Annotated in this window: 17 protein-coding genes; 8 read left to right on the top strand and 9 right to left on the bottom strand. The window is 63.3% G+C overall.

The features are described 5' to 3' along the window. Positions 1–346 precede the first annotated feature (346 nt). The 3 genes from WBB85_RS06570 to WBB85_RS06560 are packed head-to-tail and all read right to left on the bottom strand — an operon-like array spanning position 347 to position 2,966. A complete protein-coding gene (locus tag WBB85_RS06570) occupies positions 347–1,285 on the bottom strand; it encodes a site-specific tyrosine recombinase XerD (protein WP_432637827.1) in 939 nt (312 codons plus the stop codon). Between the two features lie 3 nt (positions 1,286–1,288). After that, entirely contained in the window at positions 1,289–2,842 is a 1,554-nt protein-coding gene (locus tag WBB85_RS06565) for a hypothetical protein (RefSeq protein WP_432637826.1), read from the bottom strand. Beyond that, entirely contained in the window at positions 2,829–2,966 is a 138-nt protein-coding gene (locus WBB85_RS06560; protein WP_432637825.1) for a hypothetical protein, read from the bottom strand. The genes WBB85_RS06565 and WBB85_RS06560 overlap by 14 nt, the downstream gene beginning before the upstream one ends. 207 nt (positions 2,967–3,173) lie before the next feature. On the opposite strand from WBB85_RS06560, the gene WBB85_RS06555 reads away from it, so the two are divergent. Both WBB85_RS06555 and aroB read left to right on the top strand, forming a co-directional pair. Further along, a complete protein-coding gene (locus tag WBB85_RS06555) occupies positions 3,174–3,719 on the top strand; it encodes a shikimate kinase (protein WP_432637824.1) in 546 nt (181 codons plus the stop codon). After that, entirely contained in the window at positions 3,716–4,831 is a 1,116-nt protein-coding gene (gene aroB, locus WBB85_RS06550; protein WP_432637823.1) for a 3-dehydroquinate synthase, read from the top strand. Before WBB85_RS06555 ends, aroB begins: the two co-directional genes overlap by 4 nt. A 63-nt stretch (positions 4,832–4,894) precedes the next feature. Here aroB and WBB85_RS06545 read toward each other — a convergent pair whose 3' ends face one another. The 3 genes from WBB85_RS06545 to mazG form a co-directional block, all read right to left on the bottom strand. Beyond that, entirely contained in the window at positions 4,895–5,044 is a 150-nt protein-coding gene (locus WBB85_RS06545) for a hypothetical protein (RefSeq protein WP_432637822.1), read from the bottom strand. Positions 5,045–5,334: 290 nt separating this feature from the next. Then, positions 5,335–6,342, bottom strand: coding sequence for a Fe(3+) ABC transporter substrate-binding protein (locus WBB85_RS06540; protein WP_432637821.1), 1,008 nt, complete (start codon positions 6,340–6,342; stop codon positions 5,335–5,337). 90 nt (positions 6,343–6,432) lie between these two features. Next, positions 6,433–7,290 carry a nucleoside triphosphate pyrophosphohydrolase gene (gene mazG, locus WBB85_RS06535; RefSeq protein ID WP_432637820.1) on the bottom strand — a complete coding sequence of 286 codons (858 nt, stop codon included), beginning with the start codon at positions 7,288–7,290 and terminating at the stop codon, positions 6,433–6,435. 61 nt (positions 7,291–7,351) lie between these two features. On the opposite strand from mazG, the gene WBB85_RS06530 reads away from it, so the two are divergent. The 6 genes from WBB85_RS06530 (at position 7,352) to WBB85_RS06505 (ending at position 13,121) form a co-directional block, all read left to right on the top strand. Beyond that, positions 7,352–8,512 carry a M20 aminoacylase family protein gene (locus WBB85_RS06530; protein ID WP_432637819.1) on the top strand — a complete coding sequence of 387 codons (1,161 nt, stop codon included), beginning with the start codon at positions 7,352–7,354 and terminating at the stop codon, positions 8,510–8,512. A gap of 197 nt (positions 8,513–8,709) precedes the next feature. Then, positions 8,710–9,675, top strand: a complete 966-nt coding sequence (gene speB / locus WBB85_RS06525) for an agmatinase (RefSeq protein ID WP_432637818.1) — start codon at positions 8,710–8,712, stop codon at positions 9,673–9,675. Between the two features lie 2 nt (positions 9,676–9,677). Beyond that, on the top strand, positions 9,678–10,139 hold the full coding sequence (locus WBB85_RS06520; RefSeq protein WP_432637817.1) for a DUF1499 domain-containing protein: 462 nt from the start codon (positions 9,678–9,680) through the stop codon (positions 10,137–10,139). Positions 10,140–10,237: 98 nt separating this feature from the next. Continuing rightward, positions 10,238–11,293, top strand: coding sequence for a peptide chain release factor 1 (prfA, locus tag WBB85_RS06515; RefSeq protein WP_432637816.1), 1,056 nt, complete (start codon positions 10,238–10,240; stop codon positions 11,291–11,293). Positions 11,294–11,345: 52 nt separating this feature from the next. Further along, positions 11,346–12,203, top strand: coding sequence for a peptide chain release factor N(5)-glutamine methyltransferase (prmC, locus tag WBB85_RS06510; protein ID WP_432637815.1), 858 nt, complete (start codon positions 11,346–11,348; stop codon positions 12,201–12,203). A 267-nt stretch (positions 12,204–12,470) separates the two neighbouring features. Then, positions 12,471–13,121 carry a DUF4167 domain-containing protein gene (locus WBB85_RS06505; protein WP_432637814.1) on the top strand — a complete coding sequence of 217 codons (651 nt, stop codon included), beginning with the start codon at positions 12,471–12,473 and terminating at the stop codon, positions 13,119–13,121. A gap of 179 nt (positions 13,122–13,300) precedes the next feature. Here the strand turns inward: WBB85_RS06505 and rsmA are convergent, their stop codons facing one another. The 3 genes from rsmA to WBB85_RS06490 form a co-directional block, all read right to left on the bottom strand. Then, complete coding sequence (gene rsmA, locus WBB85_RS06500) at positions 13,301–14,155, bottom strand: 16S rRNA (adenine(1518)-N(6)/adenine(1519)-N(6))-dimethyltransferase RsmA (protein ID WP_432637813.1); 855 nt, start codon at positions 14,153–14,155, stop codon at positions 13,301–13,303. Between the two features lie 94 nt (positions 14,156–14,249). Then, complete coding sequence (gene pdxA, locus WBB85_RS06495) at positions 14,250–15,227, bottom strand: 4-hydroxythreonine-4-phosphate dehydrogenase PdxA (RefSeq protein ID WP_432637812.1); 978 nt, start codon at positions 15,225–15,227, stop codon at positions 14,250–14,252. A gap of 10 nt (positions 15,228–15,237) precedes the next feature. Continuing rightward, positions 15,238–16,449: peptidylprolyl isomerase (locus WBB85_RS06490; RefSeq protein ID WP_432637811.1), on the bottom strand; the 1,212-nt coding region annotated here is incomplete at its 5' end.

The following is a 16,449-nucleotide window of genomic DNA, read 5'->3' as shown; positions in this document are numbered from 1 at the left end:
TCCGGCGAGATCAGCACCGGTGAATGTCTGGTTCGTGAAATCCGCTGCATCGCTGATTAGATGCCGCCGCAGATGCGAGGAATTGCTGCATGAGCAATAGCTGCACCAGCAAAAGGCGGCTTCGTCCGCATCTCTTGCATGCGAACCGACCGCTTGGCAGGTCTGCTTTGTGGACCGGTCCATTTGCCAGACAACCGATATGAAAGGTGTTGTCACTCTGAGGTCGTCGGAAGATTTCAGGTGACAGATAGTCTGGGAACTCGCGTTCACCAGAAGGAAAACCTCAAGGCACGTGTTGTCGGCCGACCGGGGAGGTCCCGGATCAGGTCCGGGACGGGGGCGGTGATCAGTCCGCGTCGCGGGCAAGCGGGTGATGCTCCAGCACCAGCTCTTTCAGCCGTTCGTCCAGCACATGGGTGTAGATCTCGGTCGTGGCGATATCAGCGTGCCCCAGCATGGTCTGGATCGCCCGCAGATCGGCGCCGCCTGCCAGCAGATGGGTGGCGAAGGCATGGCGCAGGACATGCGGTGTCACGCGGGCGGGATTGATGCCGGCGGCTGCGGCGATATCCTTCAAAAGCCCGTGGAAGGCCTGACGGGTCATGTGACCGGCACGGCCGCGCGCGGGAAACAGGTGCTTGCCGGGCGGGGTGCCACATTCGCGCCGTGCCACGTCCTCGGCCTTGTCCCGGAACGCCAGCCACACGACAAGCGCCTCCCTTGCAGGTGTCGAAAGCGGCACCATGCGTTCCTTGTCGCCCTTGCCCCTGACCAAAAGCATGCGCGGATCGCCGCGTGCGGCGGATACCGGCAGGCCGACCAGTTCGCTGACCCGCATACCGGTCGCATAGAGCAGTTCCATCAGACAGATATTGCGCAGGTTTTCGGACGGGTTACGGCCGCTTGTCCGGGTCGCCGTCAACAATGCCTCAACCTCGGCCACGCTCAGTATCTTTGGCAGGCTCTTGGCCCGGCCCGGCCCCTTGATCTGGATCGCCGGATTGTCGGTCCGCCGCCCGTCCTCATAGGCAAAGCGGAACAATTGTCGGATCGACGACAGACGCCGGGCGCGGGTGGCGCGTGACAGCCCCTCGGCCTCGCAGGCAATCAGATAGGCTTCGATCTGGTCCCGCTCTACAGTCTCGAATGTCTGCCCGCGCCGTGTCAGCCAATCCGCGAAATCCTGCAGATCGCGGCCATAACCCAGCAGCGTATTGCGGGCAGAGCCCTGTTCGGCGGCCTGAGCGTCGAGAAAGGCTGAAATCCAGAGATCCGCCCCGGCCATGGCCTATCCCCGCCGTTCCAGCAGCACCAGTTCCAGCGCCGCGCGGCGGGCGGTGGTTTCCAGCCCGACATGGCGCAAAAGCTCCAGCCCGTCGGTCACGTCGCGCAGCTCGCCCCGCGCGCCTTCGGTGATGTGGTCGATGCCAAGAAGCAAAGCCTCGCCCAGCCGCTTTTCGTCGAGCAGGCGTGAAAAGGCATCGGAGGGGCGGGGGGCGGGCAGGAAGGCCCGCTGGATCGCGGCACCCAACTGATCGGGCGGCTTCATCCCAAGCGGGCTGCCGGTCGCCAACCCGATCAGGAACCGCTCTTCCGCATCCTGTGGCGTGTGTGCGCGTGCGATGCTTTCATAATCCGCAGACAAAAGCCCGATGCGAAAGGCGAGCAGTCCTGCGTCACCGGACAGATCCAGACCGGCAAGGCGGCTGCCATAGAGGGCGGCGAACGGTACTTCCAGTTCGGCCTCGACCATCATCGCCCAGGTGTCGGGCAACAACCGGCCAATGGTGCCTGCGTCCCGGAGGCCGAGCGCGGCTTCCAGTCGCTGAATGGCATCGACACGTTCCCAGACCCCGCCCGAGGCGGCGGCCTTGCGTTCGGTGTAAAGGCCAAGCAGGCGGTTCGGCTCAATCGCGCCGGTTCGGGCCAGCCGTTCTCCGGCCTCCAGCCGGGTCTTCCAGCCCGCATTCGACCTGAGATCTGCCTGAGCGAAGGCCAGGGGCAGGGTGGTCGTCGGCAGCGGCTGACCGATGGCCTCCATCAGCCTCAGCACCAGCGGCGAGGGCCGGGCGGGCATCGGCAGGTCCGGCTCGCCCTCAAACAATTCGGGGTCGAGGAAGCGTTCCAGAAGGGCGGCCATCTCGGGCTCGATGAAGCCAAGCGTCTCGCCCGTGCGCAGCGACAGGGCGGCGGCATTCCAGTCGCCGCTGCGCGCAAGACAGAAGATGCGCGCCGGAAAGGTGGGCGCGATCTGCGGGGTTTCCAGCATGATGTCGCAGGCCCGATCCTCGCGCCCGATCAGCAGGGCGATGTCGAACCAGCGGCGGAAGGGCTCCGGCTCGGGCGTTTTGGTCATTTCCAGCAGCGCCAATGCGGGATCGAGCGCACCGAGGTCGAGAAGTTTGTCCACCCGTGCGAGAAAGATCGCGCCGGACCCGTCGGAATCCGCGGGTGGTGCCACTTCGGCCAGCATGAGCGTGTAGAGCAATGACTGGATCGCGGGCAGGGTATTGATGCGCTCGGCCCGGATCAGGCGGGCAAGCTCTGCCGATGAGGTCGTGCCCCAGAGATCGCGCGGCAAACCGGTCTTCGCGACCGACAACAGCCCCAGCCCATCCAGGGACGGCCCGTCGATGGGCCGAACGACAATCGTCCGAGGGGCCGCGCCGTCTGTCACGGGCGGTTCATTTCTGATGCCGGGAATGGCGATTGCCGGGCTGGCCACGGACTTCGACAGCCAGTCGATCGCCGACATCGGCGCATCACTCTGGGCATTCGCGGCGCTAAGCCCGGTGCCGATGCAAAGCAGCACGGGCAGAACAAGTGCCTTACTGGCCCACATTCAGCTCAACCGGTTCGCTTACATCACTGCGTTCAGGCGTCATGTCACCCAGATAGGCATAGCCCGTCAGCCCGATAACGGCGAGTATCGCCAGAATGAGGATCACCTTGAGAATTCGGAACATTCAATCCTGCCGTCGTTTTTTCGTTCATTTCCGGGAAGGTGGCACTGCCTGTTCCACCTGTCCGATCTTCCCTGCCATCGCGCGTTTCAAAGCGGTCGGCAAATTCACGCGGATTATATATGGCATTTTCTGCGAGTTCACGCCATTCAGGGCAGAAAGTTTTCCCGTGGGCGGTACTGCGCCAGAACGGGGCCGAAAGGACGGAATGTGAAGGGGAAACTGAAAAAGACGGTCGTGCTGGTGGGGATGATGGGGGCCGGGAAAACGGCTGTCGGAAACGCGCTTGCCCGGTTGCTGGAGGTGCCGTTCCTTGACTCGGACGATGAGATCGAGCGCGCCGCAAACATGACCGTGGCCGAGATTTTTGCCCGCGACGGCGAGCCCTTTTTCCGGGCACGGGAATCGGAAGTTCTGTCGCGTCTTCTGGCGGGCAGTCCGTGTATTCTGTCGACCGGCGGCGGTGCCTTTCTGGCGCCTGACAACCGGGTGGTCATTGAAGAAAAAGGGGTGGCGGTCTGGCTCAAGGCCGATCTGGACCTGCTCTGGCAGCGGGTCCGGCACAAGACGACGCGTCCCTTGTTGCGCACCGCCGATCCCAAGGCAACGCTGGCAGGGCTTTTTGACGCCCGCCAGCCCGTCTATGCGCTGGCGGGGATCACGGTTGAATCGAAGCCAGACTATTCGATCGAGGATATGGCCCGCAAGGTCATGGCGGCTTTGTCCGGGCGGCATGACGTAATGGAGATGGAATGACCACAGGCATCGACAGAGTTCGGGTCTCGCTGGGCGAGCGCAGCTATGATGTCCGGATCGGTGCGGGGCTGCTGGCGCGCGCCGGGGCTGAAATCGCGCCGCTTCTGGCCCGGCCCCGCGTTGCTGTCCTGACGGATGAGACAGTAAGCGCGCTGCACCTTGAAGCCCTGCGCGAGGGGCTTGGCGATGTGACGATGACCGCGCTTGCCCTGCCTGCGGGCGAGGCGACCAAGGGCTGGCCGCAATTTTCCCGCGCGGTTGACTGGCTTCTGGCCGAAAAGGTCGAGCGGCGCGACATTGTCATCGCCCTTGGTGGCGGGGTGATCGGCGATCTGGCGGGCTTTGCCGCCGCTGTCCTGCGTCGTGGCGTGCGTTTTGTGCAGATCCCGACCTCGCTTCTGGCACAGGTCGACAGTTCGGTGGGCGGCAAGACCGGGATCAATTCAACCCATGGCAAGAACCTGATCGGGGCTTTTCACCAGCCCTCGCTGGTGCTGGCCGATATCGATGTTCTGGGCACTTTGCCCGCCCGCGATTTCCTGTCTGGATATGGCGAGGTGGTGAAATACGGGCTGCTGGGGGATGCCGTATTTTTCGACTGGCTTGAGGCGAACGGCCCGGCGCTGTCAGCGGGCGAAGTCGGCGCGCGGCAATACGCGGTGCGCCGGTCGGTCGAGATGAAGGCCCGGATCGTCGAGCGGGATGAAACCGAGCAGGGCGACAGGGCGCTGTTGAACCTCGGCCATACCTTCTGCCATGCGCTGGAAGCCGCGACGGGCTATTCCGACCGGCTGCTGCATGGTGAAGGCGTGGCGATTGGTTGCGCGCTGGCATTCGAACTCAGCCAGCGTCTGGGCTTATGTTCGCAGGAGGCACCCAGCCGGGTGCGGGCGCATCTGAAGGCAATGGGGATGAAGGTGGATCTGGCCGACATTCCGGGCGATCTTCCCGATGCCGATGCCTTGATTGCCCTTATGGCGCAGGACAAGAAAGTGGTGGATGGCCGGTTGCGCTTCATCCTGGCGCGCGGGATCGGTGAGGCGTTTGTCACATCCGATGTGCCGGGCGATGCGGTGCGCGTGCTGCTGGAGGATGCGCTGAAGGCGCGTTGACGCGCATCGGGTCAGATAGCGCGACTGGCATCGGCGCCACACAGGGCGCTTGTCGGGGAATGGTCAGGCTACGGCTGCAAGACGGTCGAACAGACGGTCGTCGCGCAGAACATCCTCGATGGGCGGGAACCTGTCGGAGGCGGTGCCGTTGTTACCACGTCCGATCCGCTTCGTGATCGTCGAACCGCTATGGGTTTCCGTGATCGCACCCATGAAAGGGTGCACATTTCCGCAAGCGTTGGTCTCAATACGCGTCAGCAATCGTCTCCACCTTTTCCCCTTGGAACCCTTTCGCTGCATGTTGGTCTGCGATTCGAAGGAATTCCGTCCCCTTGATGACACAAATGTGGCACATGGCGTCTGAACTCAATCAAAACCGCCTGTTCATCTTCTGTTAACATTCCGGCGCAGTGAGCGCTGTGTTTGCGGGTTAAAATGAAAACGGAGTCCGAACCGTTCAGGCCCGAACTCCGTGCAGGTATTTTCTATGTTTTTCAGATGCTTCAGCCGTCGAAGTTTACTTCTTCCATCAGCTTCAGCGCCTCGGGCCGCGACTTGGCGACTTCCATCAGGTTGAGGCTGTCGGGCGTGAATTCGCCCCAGCTTGCCACCAGATCGGATTTTGCGACGCCGGGTTTGACCGGGAATTCATAATTCGTCTCGGCATAGATCGCCTGCGCTTCGTCCGAGGACAGGAATTCCATCAGTTTCAGTGCCGCATCGTGATTCGGCGCCGCCTTGGTCATCGCCACGCCCGAAACGTTCATGTGGGTGCCGTCACCTTCGAATGTCGGGAAGATGATGCGCACCGAATTGGCCCATTCGGTCTGTTCTGGATCGGCCAGCATCGCGCCCATGTAATAGGTGTTGCCCAGCGAGATATCGCATTCCCCGGCCCAGATCGACTTAACCTGTGCGCGGTCATTGCCCTCGGGCTTTTTCGCGAGATTGGCGCGCAGACCCGTCGCCCATTCCCTCGCATAGTCGGCGTCGTGATGTTCGATCATCGCCGCCATCAGGCCAAGGTTGTAGTCATGCGTGCCCGGGCGGGTGCAGATGCGGCCCTGCCATTTCGGGTCGGTCAGGTCTTCATAGGTCGTGACCTCGCCATCGGCGACGCGGTCCTTTGAGGCATAGACAACACGGGCGCGGGTCGTGAGGCCAAACCACTGGTTGCCGGGGTCGCGGAATTCAGCGGGGATATTGGCGGCGAGGACGTCGGAGGTGACCGGCTGGGTCACGCCTGCCTCGACCACCTGCGCCAGCTTGGCGATATCGACGGTCATCACCAGATCCGCCGGGCTGCGATCGCCTTCCGAGACGAGCCGCTCGACCATGCCCTTGTCGATATGCGCGACATTGACTGCGATGCCGGTTTCTTCGGTGAACTTGTCGAACAGCGGCTGAACAAGCTCTGGCTGGCGCAGGGAATAGACGTTGACCTCATCAGCAAGGGCGGGGCCAGCGAGCGCAATGAGCGACAGTGCGAAAATCGGGGTGCGGGTAAACATAGTCGACTCCTTTAGTCAGATATTGACGCCCTTATCGCCGAGCGGCGGGAGGCCGTCAATACCCGATTAAAGAAGTCGGGATTATCTTCGTTATTGATCCGATGGTGTCAGGGCGGCTTTCGCCTTTTCAGTCAGCTTGGCCGCATCCCATAGCGCATCCATCTCGGCCAGATTGCTGTCCTCGGGCCGTTTGCCTTGGGTCGCGAGTGCGGTTTCTATGGACTGAAAGCGTCGGGTGAACTTGGCATTGGCGGCACGCAAGGCGGCTTCGGGATCGATCTTCAGGTGCCGGGCAAGATTGGCGATGACGAATAGAAGATCGCCGAATTCCTCGAACACTTCCGCTTCAGTCAACGTGTCGCGCGCCTCGTTCAGCTCGCGCGCCTCCTCGGTGATCTTGTCGATCACCTCATCGGTAGAGGGCCAGTCGAAGCCAACCCGCGCCGCGCGGTTTTGCAGTTTTACCGCACGGGTCAAGGCGGGCAGGCCAACCGCCACACCATCCAGCGTGCCGCGTTCCGCTTTACCCGCCCGTTCGGCGGCCTTCAGCCTCTCCCAGTCACTGGTCTGCTGTTCGGCGGATTTTTCACGGCTTTCATCGCCGAAGACATGTGGGTGGCGGGCGACCATCTTGTCGGAAATCGCCCGGGTCACACTGTCAAAACTGAAATGCCCTGCCTCGGCCCCCATCTGGGTGTGGTAGACGGTCTGGAACAACAGATCGCCTAATTCGCCTTCAAGTTCGCCCCATGACCCGCGCTCGATCGCGTCGGCAACCTCATACGCCTCTTCGATCGTATAGGGCGCGATCGTCGCGAAATCCTGTTCGATATCCCAGGGGCAGCCAGAGGCCGGGTCTCGCAGCCGGGCCATGATCTCCAGCAGCCGTGGCAACCCGCCCTCGGGATCGTGAATAAGGCGGTCCGAGGCGGCGCGGTCATGGGTCATTGCGGAGTTCCCGAAATTGCGGTCATGTGGTCAGTATTCGCAATGATTGCAGAGAGTCCACATGCCCGTCCTGAACCGCATTGCCGATTTCGCGCCCGAAATGGCGGAATGGCGGCGTCATCTGCACGCGCATCCCGAGCTGAGCTTTGACTGTCACAAGACGGCGGCTTTCGTGGCGGCGCGGTTGCGGGAGATCGGGGTGGATGAGATCCATGAGGGGATCGCGACCAGCGGCATCGTCGCGATCATAGAAGGGCAGGGTGAGGGGCCGACCATTGGCCTGCGCGCCGACATGGATGCGCTGCCGATCACCGAGGCTACCGGGGTGCCCCATGCCTCGACCGTGCCGGGTGTCATGCATGCCTGTGGACATGACGGCCATACCGCGATGCTGCTTGGTGCGGCAAAGTATCTGGCCGAAACACGGCGCTTCCGGGGTCGTGTGGCGCTGATCTTTCAGCCCGCCGAGGAGGATGGCGGTGGCGGTGAGGTGATGGTGCGCGAAGGCATCCTCGACCGGTTTGGTATCGGTGAGGTCTATGCGCTGCACAATACGCCGACCGTGGCTTTGGGACGATTCGTCACCACGCCCGGCCCGATCATGGCTGCGGTCGATACGGCGCGGGTGGTGGTGACCGGCAAGGGGGGGCACGGCGCCTATCCCCATGCCTGCATCGATCCGATCCCTGCCATGGTCGGCATGGTCGCGGCGCTCCAGACCATTGCCAGCCGCACGGTCAGCCCGCTCGATGAGGTTGTCGTGTCGGTGACGGAAATCCATGCGGGCAGTGCCAATAACATCATCCCCGAAACCGGCTGGTTCGGCGCGACGATCCGCACCTTCCGCGGGGATGTGCGACAGCAGGTCAAACGCCGGTTCGAGGAGATTGTCGCGGGGCAGGCGGCCTCTTACGGGGTTAGGGCCCAGGTCGATTATGAGCTGGGCTATCCGGCAACCGTGAACGATCCCGGCCGCACAGCCTTTGCCGCCGGCGTGGCACGCGAGGTCGCGGGGGCCGCCGGTGTCGCTGACGATGCCGGGCGCGAGATGGGGGCCGAGGATTTTTCCTACCTTCTTGAACAGCGTCCGGGTTGCTACCTCTTTCTTGGCCAGGGGGAAGGCGCGGGCCTGCACCACCCGGCCTATGAGTTCAACGACGAAGCCGCACCCTTTGGCGCGAGCTTTTTTGTCCGCCTCGTGGAACAGGCCCAGCCGGTCTGATCCAGCGGAGCGGCCCGCGAAGTGCGGGCCGCAAGATATGCTCCCCATCCGCCCCGTGCCGGGGCGGATGGGGCCCGTTGGCGCCCTAATTTGATCAAAATGCTTGACGAATCTGTTGTAATCCGGTGGGTTGGGCGCATCCGGATCGGCGGCGTCTCCGGCTTGAATGACGCCAGACCCTTTCACGGAGCCCCATCATGGCTTTGGAAGATGCAAAGAGCGAGGTTGACCTCGCTTTCACCCGCAAGGACCGGCGCGGCCTTGCTTATGAAAACGCCTTTGGCGGCGCCACGAGTTTCTTGCGGCGGCGCTACACGAAGGACCTGAGTGGCGTTGATCTGGCGATCACCGGTGTGCCCTTCGATCAGGCGGTGACGCACCGGACCGGCACCCGGTTCGGCCCCCGCGCGGTACGCGAGGCATCAAGCCTGCAGCCCTTCGATCCGCCCTATGGCTGGGGTTATTCGCCATTGGATGAGATGGAGATCGTCGATTACGGCGATCTCGCCTTCGACTATGCCAAGGTCTCTGACTTTCCCGATACGCTGACCGCCCATATCCGGGGCATCCTTGCCGCCGGGCCGGGGACGGTGACTTTGGGTGGCGATCACTACATCACCTTTCCGATCCTCAAGGCCTATGCCGAGAAATTCGGGCCGCTTTCACTTCTCCATTTCGATGCCCATTCCGACACCTGGGCGGATGATGATTTCACCCGGATCGATCATGGCACGATGTTCTACAAGGCGATCAAGTCGGGCATCGTCGATCCGGCGACCTCAGTGCAGGTCGGCATCCGCACCCATAACGACGATTTGATGGGGGTGAACGTGATCGATGCGCGCGAAGTGCATGAGACGGGTCCGGCGGCGGTGGTGCAAAAGATCAAGGGGATCGTCGGTGATCTGCCGACCTATCTTACTTTCGATATCGACTGCCTCGACCCGGCTTTCGCGCCGGGCACCGGCACGCCGGTCTGGGGGGGGCTGGCCTCTTGGCAGGTCGCGGCGATCCTGCGTGATCTGGCGGGGATCAACATTGTCGGCGGCGATGTGGTCGAGGTTTCGCCCGCCTATGACACGACAGGCGCCACAGCCATTGCCGGCGCCCATGTCGCGCATGAGTTGATCTGCCTTTACGGCTGGACACGGCGGAAGGGATGAGGATGGCTTTCGCACTTCTTGCGCTTATCATCGCCGGGGGCATGGCCTATATCCGCCTTGCCCCCTCCGACCCGGTGCGTTGGCATGTGAGGCCCGAAGCGCAGGGTACCGGCGGGTGGACGTTTCTTTCCCCCGGTGCCGATCCTGTGATTGTCGAAGAGGGGGGCGCGCGGGCTGCCGTCACTGTACCGGGGCAGAGGCCGGAAGATGTCCTCGCCCGCCTCGATGCCATTGCCTTGGAGACGCCGTGTACGGTGCGGCTGGCCGGCAGTCCCGAAGATGGTCTGATCACCTGGGTTACGCGCTCAGCAGTCTTTGGTTTTCCTGACTACACAACTGCCGCAGCCCGCATGGAAGGTCCTTCCACCGTTCTTGTTCTCCATGCCCGGCTACGCTTCGGTCGCAAGGACTTTGGCGTCAACAAAACCCGGCTTCAGGACTGGATTGGCCAACTCACCTCCTGAACTTCTTCTGTTTGCAAATACTCCCGGGGGTCCGGGGTCAGGCAGCCCCCGGCCTCTCCCCCCTTGACCGCTGCCCGGCGACAGGTCAAACCGCCGGGATGGTACCGTTGGACAAGCTCGACCAGATCACGCGCCGTTTCGAGTTCCTCGAAGCGAAGCTGTCCTCTGGTGCCGACCCGTCCGAGATCGCCGCGCTGTCCCGGGAATATTCCGAGCTGAAGCCGGTCACGGCCGAGATCGCGGCCTACCGGCAGGCCTTGTCTGATCTTGAGGAAGCCGAGGAGATGCTGGCGGACCCCGAGATGCGGGCGCTGGCTGAGGATGAGTTGCCACGTCTGAAGGACCGCATCCCAGAGATGGAGGCCCGGCTGCGGGTCGCGCTTTTGCCGAAGGATGCCGCCGATGCCCGGCCCGCGATTGTCGAGATACGCCCCGGCACCGGCGGTGAGGAGGCCGCCCTTTTCGCGGGCGATCTTCTGCGCATGTACCAAAAATATGCCGAGAGCATGGGCTGGCGCTTTGACCTCATGGAACTTGCCGAGACCGAGCTTGGTGGCGTCAAGGAAGCCATGGCCCGGATCGAGGGCGAAGGCGTCTTTGCGCGGCTCAAATTCGAAAGCGGTGTCCACCGGGTTCAGCGTGTGCCCGAAACGGAAGCGGGGGGGCGCATCCATACTTCTGCCGCGACCGTCGCGGTGCTGCCCGAGGCCGAGGATGTGGAGATCGACATTCCGGCAGGCGATATCCGCATCGATACGATGCGGTCCTCGGGTGCTGGTGGCCAGCATGTGAACACGACCGATTCCGCCGTGCGCATCACCCATGTTCCGACCGGAATCGTCGTGACCTCATCTGAGAAGTCCCAGCACCAGAACCGCGCCAATGCGATGGCCGTCCTGCGCGCCCGGCTTTACGACATGGAGCGGATGCGCGCCGATGATGCCCGCGCCGCCGACCGCAAGGCGCAGGTGGGATCGGGTGACCGCTCGGAACGGATCCGCACCTATAATTACCCGCAAGGCCGCATGACCGATCACCGGATCGGCCTGACGCTTTACCGGCTTTCGGAGATCATGGCTGGCGATCTGACCGAGGTTACCGATGCGCTGATCGCCGAGGATCAGGCGGCAAAGCTTGCGGAGATGGAGGCGTGAGACGCCTCGTTCGCGGGCCTTCGGCCCTGAACGTCGGCGCCGGTGGGCCACAATGACAGGTACCGAGGCGCTGAGCGCCGCCACAAGGCGGCTGGGTGAGGCCGGTATCGACGGGGCGCCCCGCGATGCGCGGCGGCTTCTGGCCCATGCGCTTGGGATCGCGCCGGACAGGGTGACGCTGATCCTGCCCGATCCCATGGACGCCGATGCCTTAGAAGTATTCAAGTCACTGGTGGATCGGCGCATGGCGCGCGAACCGGTCAGTCAGATCACCGGGCAGCGGGCGTTTTACGGATGCACGTTTCGGGTGACCCGCGATACGCTCGACCCGCGCCCCGAGACCGAGTTGCTGGTGCAGGCGGCGCTGGAGCGGCCCTTCGTCAAGATACTCGATCTTGGCACCGGGACGGGTTGTATCCTGCTGTCCTGCCTTGCAGGTATGCCCTTCGCGACGGGAACCGGCACGGATATCTCTGAAGCGGCACTGGCTGTGGCGGCGGGTAATGCGGCGGATCTTCGACTTGAGCGCCGGGCGCGGTTCCTTTGTGCCGACTGGTTTGCCGGGGTGAATGGCCGGTTCGACCTTATCGTATCGAACCCGCCCTATATCGCGGCGGCGGAAATGGCGGGGCTTGCCCCAGAGGTCCGCGACTGGGAACCGCATGGCGCGCTGACGCCGGGCGGTGACGGGCTTGCCGCCTATCGCGCCATTGCCGCCGGGGCGGGCGCGCGGTTGATGTCTGGCGGGCGGCTGATCCTTGAGATCGGGCCGACGCAAGGAGAAGCGGTTGCCGATCTGCTGAGGGCGCAGGGACTCGCCGAACCCGAAATCCGCCGCGACCTTGACGGGCGCGACCGGGTGGTGATTGCGTACCGGCAGGGTGCGCCGGATGAGTGCGGTGCAATGTAGGCGCGATCCGGGGAAATCGGAATTTCTGTGCCGTCATTGGCGGTATTGTTGCGAAAAAACGGGCTTTTTCGCCGAGCCGATCAGTTTTCCCTTGCCCGTCCCGCGACATCATGCATTAAGGGGGGCGTGACGGGCGGACCTTTTGCGTCAGCCCGGACCACTTTGCCCAGCAGAACAAACCGCCACTCTAGCCGTTTACAATCGGCGCAGGATGCGGAGCGGGGCAGGACAGCGCATAGCCCTAATGGCCTGGACAGACGAAAGCACATGAGATCATCCAAGAACCGTTCGCGTTCGAAGTCGAACCGTCAACGCTCGCTCGGCAATGTAGTCAACCGGGTGTTCGATTCGTCCGGCCCCGAGGGCAAGGTCCGCGGCACACCGCAGCAGATCATTGATAAATATCTGACCCTTGCGCGTGACGCGCAATTGTCGAACGACCGCGTGGCAGAGCAGAACTTCCTTCAGCATGCCGAGCATTACACCCGCATGCTGGGTGAGGCGCAAAAAGAGATGCAGCGCGAACAGGAAGCGCGGCAGGCTCAGGGTGGCCAGAATCAGGGCGATGGCAATGGCCATGGCGGCCAGAATGGTGACCGGCACAACCAGCGCCAGCGTCATGAAGACCGGAACGACCGGGACGGCAATGAACAGCCGCGCGCCGATATGTCGCCGGTGCGCGACGAAGAGGGTGATGAAGGGCCGGGTCTGGTCGAAACGCCCGAAGCGCGTCAGACGACCACACGCTCGGCCCCGATGATGCCGGAACTGCCGTCGGCACCGGAAGAGGCGGCCGCGCCTGCGGCAAAAAAGCCTGCTCGGGCCCCGCGTGCGCCACGCAAGCCGCGTGAGAAGCAGGACACGGCAAAACCGGCGACAGATGGTGGCGGCGAGCCACCCGCAGATGCGGCCGAATAGGTCGGTCCGAACCGGTTCAGGAGTGAAAGCCGCGGCCTGTGTGCCGCGGTTTTGGTTTTTTTGGCAGCAGCCATGTGCACCCGGGTTTCGCTTAAAGCGTGTCGGGTTAACTTCATATAACAAGTATTTGAATTCGAACGAAAAAGGTTCGAATTCTGATTCACCGAAACCCTGAGACTTCAGGTGTTGTTGCCCAGGTCGTTGACAAGCCGCGCCAGTCGGCACCAGCTTTCCAACGAAATTTCCTCTGCCCGTGCGGTTGGTTTGATCCCGGCGGCTTCCAGCTTTGCCTCGATCTCAGGCGCGCTTCCCCTGAGGCTGGCGCGCAGCATCTTTCGGCGTTGGTTGAACCCGGCGGCGACAAGGCGGTTCAGCACCTTGCCGTCGGCGGGGTAACGCGGTTCGGGCAGGGCAGTCATATGAACAACCGCAGAATGGATCTTGGGCGGCGGCGTGAAGGCCTCTGGCGGCAAGGTCATGACAATGCGCGGGTCGGTCAGCCAACGGGCAAGGATCGCAAGGCGGCCATAGGCTTTGTCGCCGGGTTGCGCGACAATCCGCTCGGCGACCTCTTTCTGGAACATCAATGTCAGGCTTTGCCAGGCGGGGGGCCAGGCGGGCGGTGTCAGCCAGCGCACCAGCAGTTCTGTTCCGACATTGTAGGGTAGGTTGGCGATGATACGAACCGGGGGTGTCAGATGCGCAAGCGGATCGACGGCGAGGGCGTCTGCGTTCAACACCTCAAGCCGTCCGGGATAGGTCGCGCCAATCTCGGCCAAAGCGGGCAGGCAGCGAGCGTCCTTTTCGATGGCGAGCACCTTGCGCGCGCCTTCGGCCAGAAGACCGCGCGTCAATCCGCCGGGGCCGGGGCCGACCTCGAGCACGTCGCATTGTGTGAGGTCGCCTGCCGACCGCGCGATCCGGGCAGTGAGATTGAGATCGAGAAGGAAGTTCTGGCCGAGGTTTTTCTTTGCCGCGATGCCATGTGTGGCAATCACATCGCGCAGCGGCGGCAGCCCGTCTAATGCGGCCATAACGGTCTCCGGGTCGGAACGGGTGAACGATTTTTCTTCGAAAAATCGGCGAATTTTCGGAGAAAATTCATGGTGCGAGTCGAAGACTGCGTTGTCATTTCTGCGCCCGTTTTCCTGCCATGCTCCACGCCATGCGAAGGGCGGCAACAAGGCTTGTAGGGGCCGCGATACCGCGACCGGAAATGTCGAATGCCGTTCCGTGGTCTGGTGACGTGCGGATGAAGGGCAGACCGAGCGTCAGGTTCACACCTCCTGCGAAGTCGAGTGTCTTGATCGGAATGAGCGCCTGATCGTGGTACATGGCGATGGCGGCATCGTAACGCGCCCGCGCTTCTGCGTGGAACATCGTATCTGCGGGCAGGGGCCCCGCAACCTCCATCCCTTCGGCGCGCAACCGGTCGAGTACCGGAGCGATAAGGTCGATGTCTTCCCGCCCCATCGCGCCACCTTCCCCTGCATGCGGGTTCAGCCCCGCCACTGCAAGGCGGGGGCGTGCGCAACCGAAATCCCGTATCAGGCCCGCATTGGTTATGCGGAGGGTCTCTTCCAGCAGGGTCGCGGTCAGGGTTTCCGGAACCTCGGACAGCGGGATATGGATCGTGGCGGGGACGACGCGCAGGGCCTCACAGGCAAGCATCATCACCACACGGTCGACGCCAGCAAGATGGGCAAGATACTCGGTGTGGCCCGGAAAGGCGAACCCGGCGCCATCCTTCAGCGCCTTCTTGTGAATCGGTGCGGTACACAGCGCTGATGCATCACAACACATGACCAGATCGACCGCACGGGCGATGACGGCAATGACGGCTGCTGCGTTCTCCGGTGCCGGCAGGCCGGGCCGGGCGGGTGCGGGGAAGTCGTGCCGGAGAACCGGCAGGCAGCCTTTCGGAACCGAAACTGCATCGGTGGGCGTGGCGATCTCGGTCCAGTCGCTGCCCTCGGGCAGGTGACCCGGGTCGCCGATCCAGAAGAATGGCACAGTCTCCCCCAGCGCCAACCGGGCCTTTACTACGATTTCGGGGCCAATGCCCGCAGGCTCTCCGCAGGTCAGCGCGATCGGGGGCAGGGTCATGGTGCCAGCCTCACGGCGTGACGATGATCGCGTTGGCCCTGAGTTCTGCCAGATAGCCTTCGGCCAGACCGGCAAGGCGCTGGTTGACCAGCTCGTCGCGGATCTGGGCCCGGCCCGGCCCCCGACCGTAACCAAGTTCAGGATCAATCGCCGGGGTGCCTTCGGGCAGGTCGCTGGCGGCGACGGTGACGGGAATCGTCGGATCGGTGCCCTGCGCGAGGGTCGCTGACCGCTTGCAGAGCATCAGGAAAACCAGCGCATTGCCACGTGTCAGGGCAACCGAGCTTTCATTGTCGTCAAGACGGGCAAGTTCCGCGGCGATATCGGCGGGCACGGTGCTCAGCGCCCGAGTCTCGCGCAACAATTGCTCGACGGGTTTGCCCCGGGCGACGCGGTAGAGGTCGTCGCAGGTATCGACCTCGCCCCGCACCCGTTCGGCCTCGGCAAGTGTATCAGCGGTGCGGCCACCCGGGATCAGGTATTGCGCATAGTCGACCGTGGTGCCCGATGCCGTGATCTCGCCACCCTGTTGCAGGCCGCGCAGGCGGAAGATGGCAATAGCATTGCCGGTATTGATCGGAGGGCTGACCTGACCGTTGCCCATCTGCGCCAGGATCTGGCGGGCCTGGGGGGGCAGGTTGGTGATCGGGATCCAGCCAAGCTGGCCGCCATTTTCACGCGAGGGCGCGGCGGAATGGGTGCGTGCGGCCTGGGCGAAGGCGGCTTCCGAGCCGACCGAACCTGCCAGTTCATCTGCGAGGTCGCGCTGGTCAAGCTGATTGGCTGTTGTCAGCGGCAAGATGATTTCGGAAAGCAATACGCGCGGGCCCGAACCCCTTTGCGCGGCAACCGACATGGCGCGGTCGACCTCGGCCTCGGTGATGGAGACGCGCGGCCCGAACCGGCCACGAATAACCTCGCGCCAGGCAAGGCCCGCCTTGACGAAATCGCGGAAGGTTTCAGGGGCGATGCCGCCCTGTCCGATCGCCTGAAGGAATTGTTCGGTCTCCAGATTGGCGCGTCCGGCAAATTCGGCCATGCCAGCCTCGACCTGGGCGTCGCTGACGGTCACGCCCAGCTGTTTCGCAGCCTGCATCCTGAGCCGGTCGTCGACCAAGCCCTTTTCGGCTTCGGTCGCGGGGTCGCCCGGTGCCCGCAGGATCTGCAGGAAGAGGATGCGCTGATCCATCTCATAACGGGTGACGACGGAATCGTTCACCGT

This window comes from Albidovulum sp., from assembly GCF_049646345.1.
Taxonomy (GTDB): Bacteria; Pseudomonadota; Alphaproteobacteria; order Rhodobacterales; family Rhodobacteraceae; genus Albidovulum.
Note: the sequence above shows the minus strand (reverse complement) of the source record. Positions and strands in the feature narration are given on the sequence as shown.